At 44.5% G+C, this 15,422-nt stretch carries 11 protein-coding genes and 2 pseudogenes; 10 read left to right on the plus strand and 3 right to left on the minus strand.

What is annotated here, in order from left to right; genetic code table 11:
* Positions 1-111: 111 nt before the first annotated feature.
* Complete coding sequence (locus V5G28_RS05465) at positions 112-2,472, minus strand: ribonuclease R family protein (RefSeq protein ID WP_332993714.1); 2,361 nt, start codon at positions 2,470-2,472, stop codon at positions 112-114.
* Between the two features lie 853 nt (positions 2,473-3,325).
* On the opposite strand from V5G28_RS05465, the gene V5G28_RS05470 reads away from it, so the two are divergent.
* On the plus strand, positions 3,326-4,129 hold the full coding sequence (locus V5G28_RS05470) for a hypothetical protein (RefSeq protein WP_332994035.1): 804 nt from the start codon (positions 3,326-3,328) through the stop codon (positions 4,127-4,129).
* A gap of 65 nt (positions 4,130-4,194) precedes the next feature.
* On the opposite strand, the gene clpP is transcribed toward V5G28_RS05470, so the two are convergent.
* Positions 4,195-4,800 carry an ATP-dependent Clp endopeptidase proteolytic subunit ClpP gene (clpP, locus tag V5G28_RS05475; RefSeq protein WP_073629776.1) on the minus strand — a complete coding sequence of 202 codons (606 nt, stop codon included), beginning with the start codon at positions 4,798-4,800 and terminating at the stop codon, positions 4,195-4,197.
* A 473-nt stretch (positions 4,801-5,273) separates the two neighbouring features.
* Here clpP and V5G28_RS05480 point away from each other — a divergent pair, with 473 nt between their 5' ends.
* The 9 genes and pseudogenes from V5G28_RS05480 to V5G28_RS05520 all read left to right on the plus strand — a co-directional run bounded on the left by V5G28_RS05480 (position 5,274) and on the right by V5G28_RS05520 (position 13,808).
* On the plus strand, positions 5,274-5,426 hold the full coding sequence (locus V5G28_RS05480) for a hypothetical protein (RefSeq protein ID WP_332993717.1): 153 nt from the start codon (positions 5,274-5,276) through the stop codon (positions 5,424-5,426).
* A gap of 350 nt (positions 5,427-5,776) precedes the next feature.
* Positions 5,777-7,839: pseudogene (locus V5G28_RS05485) on the plus strand (thioredoxin domain-containing protein).
* A gap of 549 nt (positions 7,840-8,388) precedes the next feature.
* Positions 8,389-8,538 (plus strand): hypothetical protein, encoded by a 150-nt coding sequence (locus V5G28_RS05490; RefSeq protein ID WP_332993719.1) that lies wholly within the window; start codon positions 8,389-8,391, stop codon positions 8,536-8,538.
* Between the two features lie 80 nt (positions 8,539-8,618).
* Positions 8,619-9,182 carry a DUF4062 domain-containing protein gene (locus tag V5G28_RS05495; RefSeq protein ID WP_332993722.1) on the plus strand — a complete coding sequence of 188 codons (564 nt, stop codon included), beginning with the start codon at positions 8,619-8,621 and terminating at the stop codon, positions 9,180-9,182.
* A 237-nt stretch (positions 9,183-9,419) separates the two neighbouring features.
* Positions 9,420-10,164: pseudogene (locus V5G28_RS05500) on the plus strand (Uma2 family endonuclease).
* A gap of 211 nt (positions 10,165-10,375) precedes the next feature.
* Positions 10,376-10,999, plus strand: a complete 624-nt coding sequence (locus V5G28_RS05505) for a molybdenum cofactor guanylyltransferase (RefSeq protein ID WP_332993724.1) — start codon at positions 10,376-10,378, stop codon at positions 10,997-10,999.
* Positions 11,000-11,196: 197 nt separating this feature from the next.
* Positions 11,197-11,715 carry an acetolactate synthase small subunit gene (ilvN, locus tag V5G28_RS05510; protein WP_332993726.1) on the plus strand — a complete coding sequence of 173 codons (519 nt, stop codon included), beginning with the start codon at positions 11,197-11,199 and terminating at the stop codon, positions 11,713-11,715.
* Positions 11,716-11,912: 197 nt separating this feature from the next.
* A complete protein-coding gene (locus V5G28_RS05515; RefSeq protein ID WP_332993729.1) occupies positions 11,913-13,121 on the plus strand; it encodes an HlyD family efflux transporter periplasmic adaptor subunit in 1,209 nt (402 codons plus the stop codon).
* A gap of 69 nt (positions 13,122-13,190) precedes the next feature.
* On the plus strand, positions 13,191-13,808 hold the full coding sequence (locus V5G28_RS05520; RefSeq protein ID WP_332993731.1) for a Uma2 family endonuclease: 618 nt from the start codon (positions 13,191-13,193) through the stop codon (positions 13,806-13,808).
* Between the two features lie 125 nt (positions 13,809-13,933).
* Here the strand turns inward: V5G28_RS05520 and V5G28_RS05525 are convergent, their stop codons facing one another.
* Positions 13,934-15,409 carry a hypothetical protein gene (locus V5G28_RS05525; protein WP_332993733.1) on the minus strand — a complete coding sequence of 492 codons (1,476 nt, stop codon included), beginning with the start codon at positions 15,407-15,409 and terminating at the stop codon, positions 13,934-13,936.
* Positions 15,410-15,422 lie beyond the last annotated feature (13 nt).

Raw genomic sequence — 15,422 nt, forward strand, 5'->3', positions numbered from 1 at the left:
GGCAACTAGCGTGGGGAGGTGCGGGGACGCGGAGAGAGGAAATTTCCCCGCGTCCCCGCGTCTGGGGTGTCTGGTGTATCCTCTTTCCTCAATCCCCAGTTTCTAATTGCTTCATTCATCCTCAGCATACTGTTCTAAGTCATCCGGTTCCATATCCTCGTCGTGTGCTAAGTACAAGTCTGAGTCATCGCGATTGGGAATGCTGATATCCTTACCAAAAACAGCGCCATCGCTACCAACAGTGACTAAATCGATTTGCTGGCGGTAATAATCAACACTCTTAACTTGCACAGCGACGCGATCGCCTAGTCTATAGGAAGCGCGGTTTTTGCGACCAAACAATGCTTGTTGTCTGGCGCGATACTCATACCAATCGTCTTTGAGAGAACTGACGTGTACCAGTCCTTCTACCCGCAGTGGTACGCGAGGATTGCCAACTGTGTTTGACTCGGCTGGTGGAACTTCGATTTCTACAAAGAACCCGTAGGATTGGACTCCTGTGATCACACCAGTGAAAACTTCGCCAATACGCTGTTTCATCAGTGAGGCTCTTTGCAATCCTGCCAAGTCGGCTTCTGCTTCTTGAACTTCTTTTTCTCTATCGTTGAGCTGGACAATCACTCTCATTAAATCGCTTTGAAGTTCTTGTTGCAATTCAGGCGGCAGGACGTTCCAGTTAATTTCACCGTGGCTGGAGGAGTGGCGCAGGTTGACACGTTCTTTGACACGGGTATTGCGGCGATCGCGTCCGTGTTCAAGTAACGTATAAAATACCCTTTGCATCAGCAAATCCGGATAACGCCGCAACGGGGCTGTAAATTGCGTATATTCTGGTAATGCCAAGCCAAAGTGAGATCCTTTGGTTATACTGTACGTAGCTGGCTTGAGTGTGTCTTGCAACAAGTAGGTAAGGACTTGTTCGGATGCTGATTCTGCAAAAACTCTGGTCAATTGTTGATAATCTAGGGGTTGAATATCTATTTCCGGCTCTAGGGTCAGTTCAATGCCGAGATTGATTGCTAATTTCAGCATCTCTTGAACATCTTCGGTATCGGGTGCGCCTTGGATTCGCCAAATGGCAGGGATACCCAGGGCATTCAAATGGGTCGCCGTAAGTTGGTTAACCAGTAGCACAAACTCAGTTAACAGCGAGTGTACAGGTAAATCATTGGTTATCACACACCCCAAAGCGCCCTCATCATAGTATGGATTTTGGTTTGGTGGCAGATTTAACTGCAAGCAGCCACGACCCAAGCGTACCTGTCTTAACAACTGCTGTAAACTAGTGAGTTGTTGGACTATCTCTACAATTTGCGCTGAGTTTTCGGTAGATTGGTTGCTCAGAATTGCCTCTGTTTGTTGTTCGCTCAGTGCGACATCTACTTTGACGACGCTGGGTTGAATTTCCCACTCCAGGACTTCTCCCGAGTTTGAATCAACTGTTATTAAAAAAGATAGAGCCAAGCGATCGCTTCCGGGCAATAAACCACAGCGTTCTGCAACTACCTCTGGTAACATCGACAACACCAATTCTCCCAGATACACTGAGCGCCCGCGCTTGAGTGCTTCTCGATCAAGGGCTTCGTCTGGTTGAATCAGGTGACAAATATCAGCAATATGAAAACCTAACCGCCAATTTCCCGCGCTTGTTTTCTCTAAGGTGAAAGCATTTTCTATTACCTTCGAGTCATTGTTGTTGCCAATAATTGCCAACGTTAATAAGTGCCGCAAATCCAGCCGATTTTTGAAATCTGCCTTGAGTAGCTTTTTGGGCAATTTTGAGGCTGCTTCTTGTACGGCTTCTGGAAAAGTCCGCGAAAGGTCGTGCTTGCAGGTGACTAAATCTATATCCGCCGCCGCTTCTGCGTCGCTCCCAAGGATTTGCACAACCCGACCCAATGGTGGATATTGTGCTAATGGGTAACGCAAAATTTCCACATGAGCGAGGTGGTCAACTGCTTGTTCCAACTTAATGCCTTCTGCTTGCACTTTGAGTTCAAACAGTAGCCTATCGTCTAAGGGAACGGCACGATATCCACTTTCTACTTGCTTAATCCGCGCTAGTAAGGTGTGATTCGAGCGTTCTAAGATTAACTTAACTTCTCCTTCTGGGGAGCGGCGACGACTACCTTCTTTAAGAACTCTAACTAAAACGCGATCGCCATTCCAAGCATTACTCAGATGGCTTTCCCGGATATAAATATCTTCAGCTCCTTCCACATCTTGAATTGCAAAGCAAAAGCCTTTACTGGAACAACGGAGTTTTGCTTCAATCAGCCCTTCTTCTGTGACTCGACGATACTTGCCACGTTCTTTGACTAAAACTCCGATTCTTTCCAGTATTTCCAAAGCGATATGAAGCTTTTGTAAACTGGCTTCATCTTCGCAACCAAGTTTCTTTTCCAAAAGTTTACGAGCCACTAATTTATCATCAGTGAAATTTGCCAGAAGTGTAGCGATTGAAAATTCCATGCAGTGAACCGGCCTTTGGTCAAAACATCATTTTTTTTTGAATCTGGTTCTGTGCTGTGTACCCTCACGACTACAGACACTCTTCGGGAAACGAATTGCCCAACAATCTTTGGGCACTGCACGAACATCTCAGAGCGTCAATACGTTCAAGTTCCTTCTCTTAGACAATCTTTCAAAGTACGCCCGTTTGAGATTTTGCCCCCTCGGTAATTACGCAACGGGTGTTTGAGTTACGTACGTTGGAGAAGTCTCCACGCTGCCCAAAAGCACTCTTTAGGGAAATCGCAGGTGTTCGATTGTCTGGTTTTAAGGTACTTTTACGCCATGTCACTCTGATTTTTAACTAGGAGAAACTGCCGACAAATCTAATTGACCCATATGTAGGATCGGAAACAATTAGATCAGCAGCAAACAAGCTGTGAGGAAGAACCATTCCTTCATTATTGTAGATACAGAGCGCACTTACAGAAAATAGTTCTACATTACTAATTAGGTAATTAGTATAGCAAGGACAACGAAATCACCTTTGGTCAACAAGCAGTAGCCAAAAATTTGCCCGAAAAACCTCGTGCTACAATCAGGACACGGATTAAATCAGTCATCAGTGAGCCAGCGCCCTTTGGAGGGTCTCCCGACCTAGGCGACTGGCGAATCCGAAGGATCATCAGTGATCAGTGAACAGGCGGATGAAACTGATAACTGGTCATTGGTAACTGCTAATTGTTCAAGCATTCTTCGTTGGCACTCATGAAGTGAGAGTATGTTGTACATAACCCAACAACGAGTCCAAGCTTGGACACACTTCTTAGCAGCAAACCCTTTATTCAACAGACTTTCGATTGGTGGCAGTATTATGTTGGCTCAATTTCGGAGCAAATATCCCGAAGGCAATCTGATTTCTGAATTAGTGCAAATTTATCACGGTAAATATATTGTTCGGGCAAGCGTACAAATTGATGGTGTTACCCGCGCCACTGGAATGGCTGCAGCAGAAACACTCGAAGAAGCAGAAGACCAAGCTAGAAATCGGGCGCTGGTAGTTTTAGGAATCACCAGTTCGCCACAGGAGTCAGTAGTTGTTTCAGGAGAACCTGCTAACCAGGTAAAGCCAACCCCTACTTTGACAATAAACCAAGTCAACGATACATATTCCCCTGTCAACAGTTTTCCTCAAACAGAAGTCACTCCAACCCCCCCAGCAGTTTCATCTGTCATCGGGATAAACGATAGTAAAAACCAAGAGTTTATTGAACGCTTTCCTACTCATGACAAGCAGGAAACCCAATTCGACACCCCATTGGAAAACTTGGGAATGATCTCTGGTAACCAAGAAAATAACACGATACCTGAGATTTCTCCAAGTAATGTGACACCTTTTGGGTCACGCAGTTACAGCAGTTCACTAGAAGATCTCGGAACCCAAACAGCAACAACAAAGAAAAAGAAGAAGAGCGAACCTGTTGATCAGTCGGATGATATCGCTAAAATCGGGGTCGAAATGCAGCGTCTAGGTTGGACAACAGACCAGGGGCGAGATTATCTGATAAAAACCTATGGCAAGCGATCGCGTCATTTACTGAGTGACGACGAATTGCACGATTTCCTGAGATACTTAGAATCTCAACCTACACCCCTAGATCCATTAGCAGGATTTTGAAACAGTGAACAGTCATCAGTCAAGAATGAATAATTGATAACTGATAACTGTTCACTGATAACTGACTACACCACAGCCATTGGACGGCTACCAGCAGCGTGACGGTCAATCACTAGGTCGATTAAGCCATAATCCTTTGCTTCCTCAGGCGACATAAAGAAGTCTCTTTCTGTATCCTCAGCAATTTTTTCATATGGCTGACCAGTGTTCTCGGCTAAATATTGATTGAGCTGCTGCTTATGGTAAAGGATTTCCCGTGCCTGAATTTCGATATCAGTCGCTTGTCCTTGAGCGCCACCCAATGGTTGGTGAATCATAATCCGAGAATGGGGTAAACTCATCCGCTTACCCTTGGTACCAGCAGTGAGGAGGAAAGCACCCATACTTGCTGCCAAACCGGTACATATTGTACAGATGTTTGGGCGGATGTGCCTCATAGTGTCGAATATCCCCATACCTGCTGTTACCGAACCACCAGGAGAGTTTATGTACATATAAATGTCTTTCTCCGAGTCTTCTGCATCCAAGAACAGCAGCTGGGCAACAATCAAGTTAGCTACGTTGTTATCAATCGGCTGTCCCAAAAAAAGGATGCGCTCACGCAACAGCCGTGAGTAAATATCAAAAGCGCGTTCGCCACGACCTGATTGTTCAATAACGATAGGAATCATGCAGACTGTTTGTAACTAATTTACATACATTTTATCGATTGCAACGGCTGATTGTTTTCCTGAAGCCCGAACCCAATCTTGGAAAAAAAATTCGTGCAAGAAGTTAGCAGCATTTGAAGTAACTGCGAACTGAAGGCTTTTATGCTCAGAAATTCTACTTTTTTGTCTGTTTATACCTGTGTAGTAGGTTATGCCGGAAATAAACATACCATCTCACACAATGTCAAAAGCTATATAACACAAGGGTTTTTGAAGGCGTGAATTCGCCAAAGCGGTACTAGTTATTTCTATTGAACTTGACTACTTTTGTCAGAAAACTTGCGTCTTGTTACGTTTGTGTAAATTTGTCAGCATTTTTACTAGGTCTTTTCCGGAATAGAAACGCTTCGTTGGGTAGATAAATAATACAGGGAGCAATCGAATTAACAAATTGTACTCAAGATGTCACCCACCTAAAGTTAGAGGAAGTTGCCATGACCGAAAAACTTGTGCAAGCCGCCATCATCACCTTCTTACTCCACCTGATAGCAGGTCTTAGCCCAACGACAATCAAGACAGAGGCAACACCAACTTCAGGTGCAATGTCAGCTCCAATTGCAAGAGCAGTGCTCAATTCAGTTGAATAATATTATTTCACCAAAGCGATAGGGTTTGGGAATCATCAGCATGTTTATGCGATTCACCAAAGCATAGAGTTTTAAGAAGAACACAGAACATAGTAGTCAGAATATCTCCACAGATACAAGGAGCAGGGATTTAATAAGGAAAGACTTTCCCCGTCTCCAAAGGAGGAATCCGCTTTCTTGAGACCAAGATGAGCGCAACATACCTCTTAGTTCATGCAAGGAAGAATGTGCTTAACCTTGTGATTTCGGAGTTCTGGGTTCTGAGTAGTTTCTTCTCTGAAAGGCTATGAAGTCAATATCTCCATAACAAGCTAGACTGGGCAAAGAAGTCTGTCCACAGGCATCTTATCATGACTAATCGTCTGGCTCAAGCTCAAAGTCTCTACCTCCGCAAACACGCCGAAAACCCTATTGATTGGTGGTCTTGGTGTGACGAAGCACTCGCAACGGCAAAGGCACAGAATAAACCAATATTTCTTTCCATTGGCTACTCCAGTTGCCACTGGTGTACTGTTATGGAAGGAGAGGCTTTTTCCGATGCGGCTATTGCCCAGTACATGAACGCCAACTTTCTTCCTATAAAAGTAGATAGGGAAGAAAGACCAGACCTTGATAGCATTTATATGCAAGCTTTGCAAATGATGAGCGGTCAAGGGGGTTGGCCTTTAAACGTTTTTCTCACCCCAGATGATTTAGTACCATTCTACGCTGGTACCTACTTCCCAGTTGAACCACGCTACGGTCGTCCTGGCTTTTTGCAAGTCCTACAAGCAATTCGTCACTACTACGATACAGAAAAAGAAGATTTACGCGATCGCAAAGCAGTCATTCTTGAGTCACTCCTCACCTCCGCAGTGTTGCAACCCGATGGAGTCACAGAATCTCAAGATAGAGAATTGTTGCACAAAGGTTGGGAAACTTCTACAGGTATCATCACACCCAATCAAACCGGTAACAGCTTCCCGATGATTCCTTACGCAGAACTTGCATTAAGGGGAACCAGGTTTGATTTTGAATCGCGGTATGATGGCAAGCAAGTTTGTACCCAGCGGGGACTAGATCTCGCACTGGGCGGGATTTATGATCATGTGGCAGGTGGCTTTCACCGCTACACTGTAGACCACACTTGGACAGTACCGCACTTTGAAAAGATGCTCTACGACAACGGTCAGATTGTAGAGTATCTGGCTAATTTGTGGAACGCAGGAGTCCAAGAGCCAGCTTTTGAACGGGCGATCGCCAAAACAGTCGAATGGCTGAAGCGAGAAATGACTGCGCCAACTGGCTACTTCTATGCAGCCCAAGATGCAGATAGTTTCACCACTCCCACAGAAGCAGAACCAGAGGAAGGCGCGTTTTACGTCTGGAGTTACAGCGAATTGCAGCAACTGCTCACTTCTGAAGAACTAACAGAATTGCAACAGCAGTTTACAGTTACACCTAATGGTAACTTTGAAGGTAAGAATGTGTTGCAAAGGCGTAGTCCAGGACAACTGAGTGCAACCTTGGAAAGCGCACTCGCAAAACTGTTTGCTGTTCGCTACGGTGCAGCACCTGAGTCAGTAGAGACTTTCCCGCCCGCAACAACCAGGAAGCGAAAACGGAAAACTGGAAAGGACGCATTCCGGCGGTGACAGATACAAAGATGATTGTCGCCTGGAATAGCTTGATGATTTCCGGTTTAGCAAGGGCGTATGGAGTCTTTCAACAACCAGAGTATCTGGAACTAGCAGCAAAAGCAGCGAACTTTATCTTGGATCATCAGTTTGTCGATGGGCGGTTCCATCGATTGAATTACGAAGGTGAAGCTACAGTACTCGCTCAGTCTGAAGATTACGCTTTTTTTATTAAAGCGCTACTGGATTTACACCAAGTTTCACTGACTGACAACTCATCTTCCTTGTGGCTCGAAAGAGCGATCGCAATCCTTGAGGAATTCCACGAACATCTTTGGAGCGTCGAACTAGGTGGATATTATAACACATCTATTGACGCAAGTCAAGATTTAATTGTGCGAGAGCGAAGCTATGCAGATAATGCCACACCTTCGGCTAATGGAGTTGCGATCGCCAACCTTGTCCGTATCGCTCTTTTAACCGACAATCTTGATTACTTAGATTTAGCCGAGCAAGGGTTAAAAGCATTTAGAAGTGTGATGAGCCGCGCTCCCCAAGCTTGTCCCAGCTTGTTTATAGCATTGGATTGGTATCGTAACTGTACCTTAATCCGCACCACCACAGAGCAGATACAGTCTCTCATCCCAAAGTATCTACCTAGTACTGGCTTGGTTGCAGTAGCTAAATTACCACAGGGAAGTGTTGGCTTAGTTTGCCAAGCGTTGAAGTGTCTTCCAGCAGCTGCGAATTTAGAGCAGTTGTTGCAGCAAGTGCAGCAGAGTCAGCTCAGGGGATGATTGTATAAGTAGGATGTGTTACGGCTATGTAAGGATTTGAAACTTTGAGAAAGTGAGAACTTGCCGTAACGCATCGCATTGATTGGTGCGTTGCTGCGTTTGTTGTTGCCTCATGCCCTTATATTTGGCCGCGATTGTCGCTTCACCCCACCCCGGTTTTGTCTTGCGCCAAAACCTCCCCTCCCCGCTTGCGGGGAGGGGTAAGGGGTGGGGTAAATCAACGTGGGATAAACGTTTGAACGTGATTGTTGAAACCAATGACTTCTAGTCCCCCCGGATATAGGACGGGCAAGATGCCCATCCCACAAGAATCAAGAACTATGTTCTTTCCAATTGAGAACCGCTATAGTAGGCAATGCGCCACACTACAGAAAACTGATACTCGACAACAAGCTTCTGAAACTCAATGATGAGATTCCAATACTCGCCAACGACATATAAACACTCAACGCCAAGTTGTCAATTCTCACCCACGAGCAAATTACCGAGATTAAGATAGAGGAAAGTCTCTCACAGCTAAAATAACACCCTCCTTACCTCAAGCTCAACATGGTCGATTGGAGTGGCTATCTCAACTCAGTTTGCCAAGCTTACGACAAGTGGTGGCAAGTCTACACCTTCACAGATGTCCTTGGACGCAACAACCCCCAAACACAAATGATATTCACTACACGGAATTTGGGCGTTGGTGGTGACTAGTCCTTAGTCGTCAGTCATTAGTACATTTTTCACTTTGGGAGCCGTGCTTTTTTTTACTAATGACTATTGACCAATGACTAATGACTAAGGCGGCAAGGCGGCAATTCCTCCCCACTCACCGAAGAGATGGGGCAACATGCCGTCTTTCGGTGAAGCCTGAAAGAGATATTCTACCCACTATAATTGATGAATTAAATCGTGGTATTGCCGCAGACAAGCGTTTAATCCTAGAACTCTCCCGGTGGGAGACAGATACTTACCCAGGATTTCATCCAGAGGGACCACAAGGTTTGATTGACCCTATATTAGATATTGCAAATTGTGACATCCTGATAGGAATTTTTTGGAAGCGATTTGGGACACCAACCAAAGATCGTCAATCTGGCACAGAACATGAATTCCAATGTGCTTATGATTCTTGGAAAAAGAATAGTAGTCCTCAGATTATGTTCTACTTTTGTAAGAAAGCTCATACACCTCAATCTGAGGAAGAAACACAGCAGTGGGGCAAAGTTCTTGCTTTCAAGAAGAAATTTCCGCAAGAAGGCTTATCTTGGAACTACAAAAACAAGGGTGAGTTTGAAAGGCTAGTTCGTAACCATTTAACACAATTGATTCGACAAAATTGGGGCGATAACAATTGACAGTAAATTTTAAGTAGGGTGCGTTACGGCTTTAGCAAGGGCGCACCATGTTATATGGCGGTGCGTTAGGCGCTTCCGTTATGTTTTCGTAACAAATCATATCGAAAGGGTGCGCCTAACACACCCTACAAAAATTTTATTTTTACTGATTCCACAAAATTGGGGCAACGGCAATTAAAAACACCCCATCATGACAACGTTAAAATAAACCCATAAATACCTGATACCATACAACCCATGTCCCTCGCCAAAGAAATAGACTTTCCTCAAGACATCCCAGAAGATGTTATCCTTCCCCCCAAGTGATTTATACAGTGACGAACCTCCCTTGGAAACTGAACTACATTTACGGCAAATAATCCTACTTTTCAAATGCTTGGAATGGTTGTGGCGAGATAGGACTGATTTTTACGCTGCTGGCAATCTTACTATTTATTACAGTCTCAGCAAACGCAGATCAGAAGACTTCCGGGGACCAGATTTTTTCGTCGTGCTAGACACAGAACGCAAAACCCGCAAAAGTTGGGTAGTGTGGGAAGAAGAAGGTAAATATCCTAATTTTATTCTCGAAATTCTTTCAGAATCAACTGCTAATACAGATAAAGAACTTAAGAAAAAACTTTATCAAAACACCTTCCGTACCCCTGATTACTTTTGGTTCGATCCATATACATTAGAATTTGTTGGTTTTCATTTAGTAGATGGCAAGTATGAACCTTTAGAAGCAAATAATCAAGGGTTTTTGTGGAGTCAGCAACTAGATTTATATCTAGGAATTCATCAAGGTTTATTGCGATTTTTCACACTATCAGGACAGTTAGTTCCAACACCAGAAGAAGAGGCTGAGTCTGAACGTCAACAAAAAGAATTAGCAAAACAAGAAGCTGAATTTGAACGTCAACAAAAAGAATTAGCACTTAGTAAAGCTGAAAGATTAGCTGCTAAATTGCGAGAATTAAACATTGATCCTGATATAATTTAGAGGATTTTCAATTCACAGTTACCAGTTATCAGTTACCAGAAACACACCTAGCTGGGCACTGCCACTAAAACCCGAATATAATAGGCAGGATCTGACTGGCAGTGCCCACCCTACACTACTCAAAATTTTTCTGCGCTAACATATTTTCCCTCTCCTTAGTAAGGAGAGGAATGCCGACAGGGCAGGGTGAGGTTCATTAAACTTATGACTCATGACTAATCACTTAACTGCCATAGTCTTAGCAGGCGGAAAGAGTTCTCGCATGGGAAGGGATAAAGCATTGATTCCCATTCAAGGCGTACCGCTGTTGCAGTTGGTTTGTCAAATTGCGGCAAGTTGTGCTGATACTGTTTATGTAGTCACTCCCTGGCAAGAACGTTATCAACACTTGCTATCACCCACAGTTCAGTTTATCCGCGAACTGCCTTTGTCTGACGAAACGAGCGGCGAATCATTACCGCACGGACCAGTTATTGGATTTGCCCAAACACTGGCGTATGTGCAAACAGATTGGGTGTTGCTGCTTGCTTGCGATTTACCAAAGTTGCGCATTGAGGTGTTGCAAGAATGGGCGGCGGCGCTGGATAGTGTGGAAGATGAGGCGATCGCTGCTCTAGTTCATCATACTAAAGGATGGGAACCGCTGTGTGGTTTCTACCGCCGTCGCTGTTTACCAAGTTTGATGCAGTATATCAACCAAGGGGGGCAGTCATTTCAGGAGTGGCTGAAGCAACATCGCGTGCAAGCATTACCTTTGCCAGATCCAGAAATGCTTTTTAACTGTAATACCCAAGACGACTTATTTCGATTCCAATTACCAGATCGGCTACAATAAGGGGTTAAATTGCAATCTTGTGCAACAGTACGTGTAGCACGGCTACCATAAGCTAACAAACATTTAATTTGCATATTGCATTTAGACAGATGTCTTGTGGGGTAGGCATCTTGCCCGCCCGTTTGCATACAAGTTAAAAATACATTAGCTTATCTCTGTTATTCATAACTTCCTCCCTCTAGCCTGTGTTGGCGACGATGAAACATACCTTATCAGTGCTTGTAGAAGATGAAGCGGGAGTTCTTTCCCGTATTTCTAGCTTATTTGCCCGTCGCGGCTTCAACATCGAAAGCCTTGCGGTTGGTCCTGCTGAGCAACCAGGAATTTCTCGGATTACAATGGTTGTCCCTGGTGATGACCGCGTTATTGAACAACTCACTAAGCAATTATACAAGCTGATCAACGTTTTGAAAGTGCAGGACGTGACGGAAACTCCTTGCGTAGAGCGAGAATTGATGTTACTCAAGGTGAATGCAACCAGCAGTACCCGTTCAGAAATTGTCGAAATTTCTCAAATTTTCCGCGCCAGAGTTGTGGACGTGGCAGAAGATTCTCTGACTCTGGAAGTTGTGGGAGATCCAGGTAAAATGGTGGCAATTGTACAAGTGCTGCAAAAATTTGGTCTCAGAGAAATAGCTCGCACTGGCAAGATTGCGTTAACGCGTGAGTCTGGTGTGAATACTGAATTGCTCAAGTCTTTGCAAGCTAAAGTTTAGTAGCAAGTCTACAACCTTTGTAGAGACGTGCCATAGCGAGCCAGCGCTATGCAGGAGGGTCTCCCTCGTGCCGGCTCTGGCGTCACGTCTCTACATTGTTTTTTGGAGAGGTCTAATGAGGCTATCCATCTTACACTTATTAGCAAAGTGATAGTATAGATAAATCTGCGAGAACTGTACAATAAACTGCCAAAACTATGAAGCTGCCCTTAGCTTCGTCTCCAGCTCAAGCTCGGCAAACAAAAGAGCAATTTGCTAATCCAGACGCTTATTTAGATTATGAATTAGGTAAAGCAGTGCAAGAGCTACCCCCGCTTTATACAAGATTGGTGGGGGTAACTTTAAGTTTGGCAGTATTTGGGGCGATCGCCTGGGCTGGTTTGAGTAAAGTTGATGAAGTGGCTGTGGCTCCGGGTAAGTTGATTCCCGGTGAGCAAGACGTGCAGCCAGTGCGATCGCCTAGTAGTGGCAAAATTAAATATATCAACGAAACAAGGATCAAAGAAGGTCAGCCCGTACAAAAGGGTGACATTCTAGTAGCACTTGACTCAGAATCCTCCCAAGCTGATATTCAAAGGCTAAACAATCAAGCCCAATTGATTAAGCAAGACATCCAGACTCGTAGCAAAGCAGCAGAAGAAAGCCAGAAAGCAAGCATTAAGCAGGCAGAAATTGAACTTTCCGGTTTGCGACTTAATCTCAAAGCCGCTCAACGGGATGTCAATAGATTGCGTAGTCTAGTTGGTGCTATCCCGCGACAAGATTATCTATATGCTCAAGACAAAGTCAGAGACTTAGAAAAAAGTATTGCTGCCAAAGAGCAAAATATCCAGCAACTCAAGCAAAATTATAAAACTGGACCCCTTTCTGAACTAAGCAAGCGCCGCGAAGAATTGCAGACAGTTGAAAGGCAACTAGCTCAAGCTAAAAATCAGCGGCAGAATCAAACTATTACAGCTCCAATTACTGGCAGAGTGTATAACATTAAAGTAAACCCAAGTCAAGGTATAGTGCAACCTGGTGAGGAGTTATTGTCAATTTTACCAGAAGGGAAACAACCTTTGCTAGAAGTTGATTTGCCAAATCAATATCGGGGATTTGTTGATGAACAGATGAATGCAAAGGTGAAGATAGAAGCTTTTCCTTATCAAGAATATGGTGTGATTGAAGGCACTGTTGTTTCTGTTAGTCCCTACGCAGTTGTGAAAGATAAGAATTCGGGCAAAGAGGTTTATCCGACTAGGATTAAACTGCATAAATTCATAATTAAGGCGCGGGGTCAAGATAAGCCGTTAACTCCTGGGATGCAGGCTACTGGGGAAATTGTAATGCGGCAGAAGACGATTTTGAGCTTGTTAATTGAGCCAGTGACGCGGAAGTTTGATGAGGTGTTTTCTGTTAAGTGAATCGTCGAAATAAGAACCCCGACTTCTCTAAGAAGTCGGGGTTCTGAAGAAGAGTTATCTGAGGTATATATGACTCAAGCTTTACCCAAACTAGTAAGCTTTGAAGAATTTGCAAATTGGAAACCAGACAACGGTCGGTATGAACTCCATAATGGGACAATTGTTGAAATATCACAACCATTAGGCGACCATGAAGAGATTATCGCATTTTTGGTTGAGAAATTTACTTTAGAATATACTCGCCTTAATTTGCCATACGGTATCCCCAAAACAGTGTTAGTCAAACCACCTGAAAGTGAAACAGGTTACTCGCCAGATGTACTGTTGTTAAACCGTCCTAATTTAGCAACAGAACCGAGATGGAAAAATCAATCAACAGTTAGTTACGGTGAATCAATTCCATTAGTAATAGAAGTTGTGAGTACTAATTGGCGCGATGATTATCTTGATAAAGCTGGCGATTATGAGGAAATTGGTATTCCCGAATATTGGATTGTCGATTATCTTGGCTTGGGTGGAAGGCGGTTTATCGGTAACCCGAAACAACCAACTATTTCAATTTATCAACTAGTGGAAGGCGAATACCAAGTTAGCCAGTTTAGGAAAGGGGAACGTATTGTTTCACCAACATTTCCTGAATTGAATTTAACCGTACAAGAGATTTTTGACGCTGGCTTACAAAGTTAGTTTTTCCTATCAATGGGAATAAAAAATTGATAAGGTTGCTATAGCTTCCGGTGAGCTAGTTTCCTCTCTTTTCCTGCTACTTTAGCTCCCTGATTTGACGGTGTTGACACCCTTGAGGTTAACTTTTATAGGAGATGGGGCAAATCTAACGGTGGGTCTAGGAGATGGGGACCAGTGTTGCCTCCAGATCCTAAGATGGGTAGCCCTACCTTGGTGACTTGAGCGTCAACTTTGTGATAACCATCCTCCTTATTACCAGCAACTGCGCCTCTATTTATACCAGCTTGAGTTCGGCTCGATTGAGCTTTTGCCTTAGCACTTTGGGCTGCTCTAGGTGTTGCTTTAATCTCTAGAGCAATTCCTTGTCCACTACTTGTTTCCTTAACATAGTTGTCTAACACACGCCTCTTACCATTCAATTGCATAGTTTTATTTGTAGTAGGATTTTTTAGGGTTGTCTGAGGGATGTGTACCTCAAGGTTGCCTGCTTTTACTTCTGCATTCAAGTGTCCATTCCACAAATCCTCAGTCAAGTTACCAACACCCTTGTTTTTCTTAATCCTAGGACCTCTACCTCCAACCTTGGCAGTATTGAGAACCTCTTCAGTAACATTAGCAAGATTTTTAGCTTCGCTAACGCTCTTTAAACCTTTAGCAGCAATCACGCCTTTAGTGGCAAGCTTACCTGCTGCAAAAGCATCACCAGCAAATGGAATAGCAGAGGCAGCTGAGAGAGCAGCGTTTACCTTATCTCCTTTGGCTAAGTACCAAGCTGCATGAACACCATCAAATGCTGCACCCGCCAGTGGAATAAAACCTGCTGCATCTAAAGCCCCGTGACCAAAATCTTCAGCATGGTCTTTGACGAAGGTACCTGCGCTCTTTGTTTTATCCCATGCGTCAGTTGTCTTTTCCTTGACAAAATCCCTCGCCTTATTCCACCAACTCTTTTCAGGCTCTGGCTTTGGCGGCTCAGAAGCTGGGGGAGGAGGAAGAGGAGGGTCTTTCGCGGGCTGCTGTCCCAAAGGAGCGATCGCTGAGCCACCATTCCAACGTTCGGCAGCATCAGGGGACATCCCACGTAGATTTGGCGTAGGCTTGGGTTGAGGAGTTGAGCTTTTGCTCCAACGTTCGGCAGCATCAGGGGACATTCCACGTAGATTTGGCGTAGGCTTGGGTTTAGGACTTGCGCCTGAAGTCCAACGTTCGGCAGCATCAGGGGACATCCCACGTAGATTTGGCGTAGGCTTGGGTTTAGGACTTGCGCCTGAAGTCCAACGTTCGGCAGCATCAGGGGACATCCCACGTAGATTTGGCATAGGCTTGGGTTTAGGACTTGCGCCTGAAGTCCAACGTTCGGCAGCATCGGCTGAACCGTAACGCCGATTATTTGAAGCTGTGGGGGTCGGCGTAGGCTTGGGTTGAATCGGGCGAGAATTGTTGAGCGAATCCCGCTCCTGCTGCCGTCCGAGTTGCGCTGCACTGCTAGAAGATTTTCGATTATGAGTCTGGAGAGGGTGAGCAATTGGTGAAATTACCCCCTTGGGAGAAATTTTATAGCCGTTGTTTTTAAGTGCCTGCCTGTCTTCTTCTGGAAGCATAGCTATCAAACTC

Source organism: Scytonema sp. PRP1 (genome assembly GCF_036697665.2).
In the GTDB taxonomy this organism is placed as follows: Bacteria; Cyanobacteriota; Cyanobacteriia; order Cyanobacteriales; family Nostocaceae; genus Kalymmatonema; species Kalymmatonema gypsitolerans.

What these genes read in the sequence shown, in the direction of transcription:
- V5G28_RS05465 (WP_332993714.1), bottom strand. Translation starts at nt 2,472, where the DNA reads ATGGAATTTTCAATCGCTACACTTCTGGCAAATTTCACTGATGATAAA.
- V5G28_RS05470 (WP_332994035.1), top strand. Translation starts at nt 3,326, where the DNA reads ATGTTGGCTCAATTTCGGAGCAAATATCCCGAAGGCAATCTGATTTCT.
- clpP (WP_073629776.1), bottom strand. Translation starts at nt 4,800, where the DNA reads ATGATTCCTATCGTTATTGAACAATCAGGTCGTGGCGAACGCGCTTTT.
- V5G28_RS05480 (WP_332993717.1), top strand. Translation starts at nt 5,274, where the DNA reads ATGACCGAAAAACTTGTGCAAGCCGCCATCATCACCTTCTTACTCCAC.
- V5G28_RS05490 (WP_332993719.1), top strand. Translation starts at nt 8,389, where the DNA reads ATGGTCGATTGGAGTGGCTATCTCAACTCAGTTTGCCAAGCTTACGAC.
- V5G28_RS05495 (WP_332993722.1), top strand. Translation starts at nt 8,619, where the DNA reads ATGACTAAGGCGGCAAGGCGGCAATTCCTCCCCACTCACCGAAGAGAT.
- V5G28_RS05505 (WP_332993724.1), top strand. Translation starts at nt 10,376, where the DNA reads ATGACTAATCACTTAACTGCCATAGTCTTAGCAGGCGGAAAGAGTTCT.
- ilvN (WP_332993726.1), top strand. Translation starts at nt 11,197, where the DNA reads ATGAAACATACCTTATCAGTGCTTGTAGAAGATGAAGCGGGAGTTCTT.
- V5G28_RS05515 (WP_332993729.1), top strand. Translation starts at nt 11,913, where the DNA reads ATGAAGCTGCCCTTAGCTTCGTCTCCAGCTCAAGCTCGGCAAACAAAA.
- V5G28_RS05520 (WP_332993731.1), top strand. Translation starts at nt 13,191, where the DNA reads ATGACTCAAGCTTTACCCAAACTAGTAAGCTTTGAAGAATTTGCAAAT.
- V5G28_RS05525 (WP_332993733.1), bottom strand. Translation starts at nt 15,409, where the DNA reads ATGCTTCCAGAAGAAGACAGGCAGGCACTTAAAAACAACGGCTATAAA.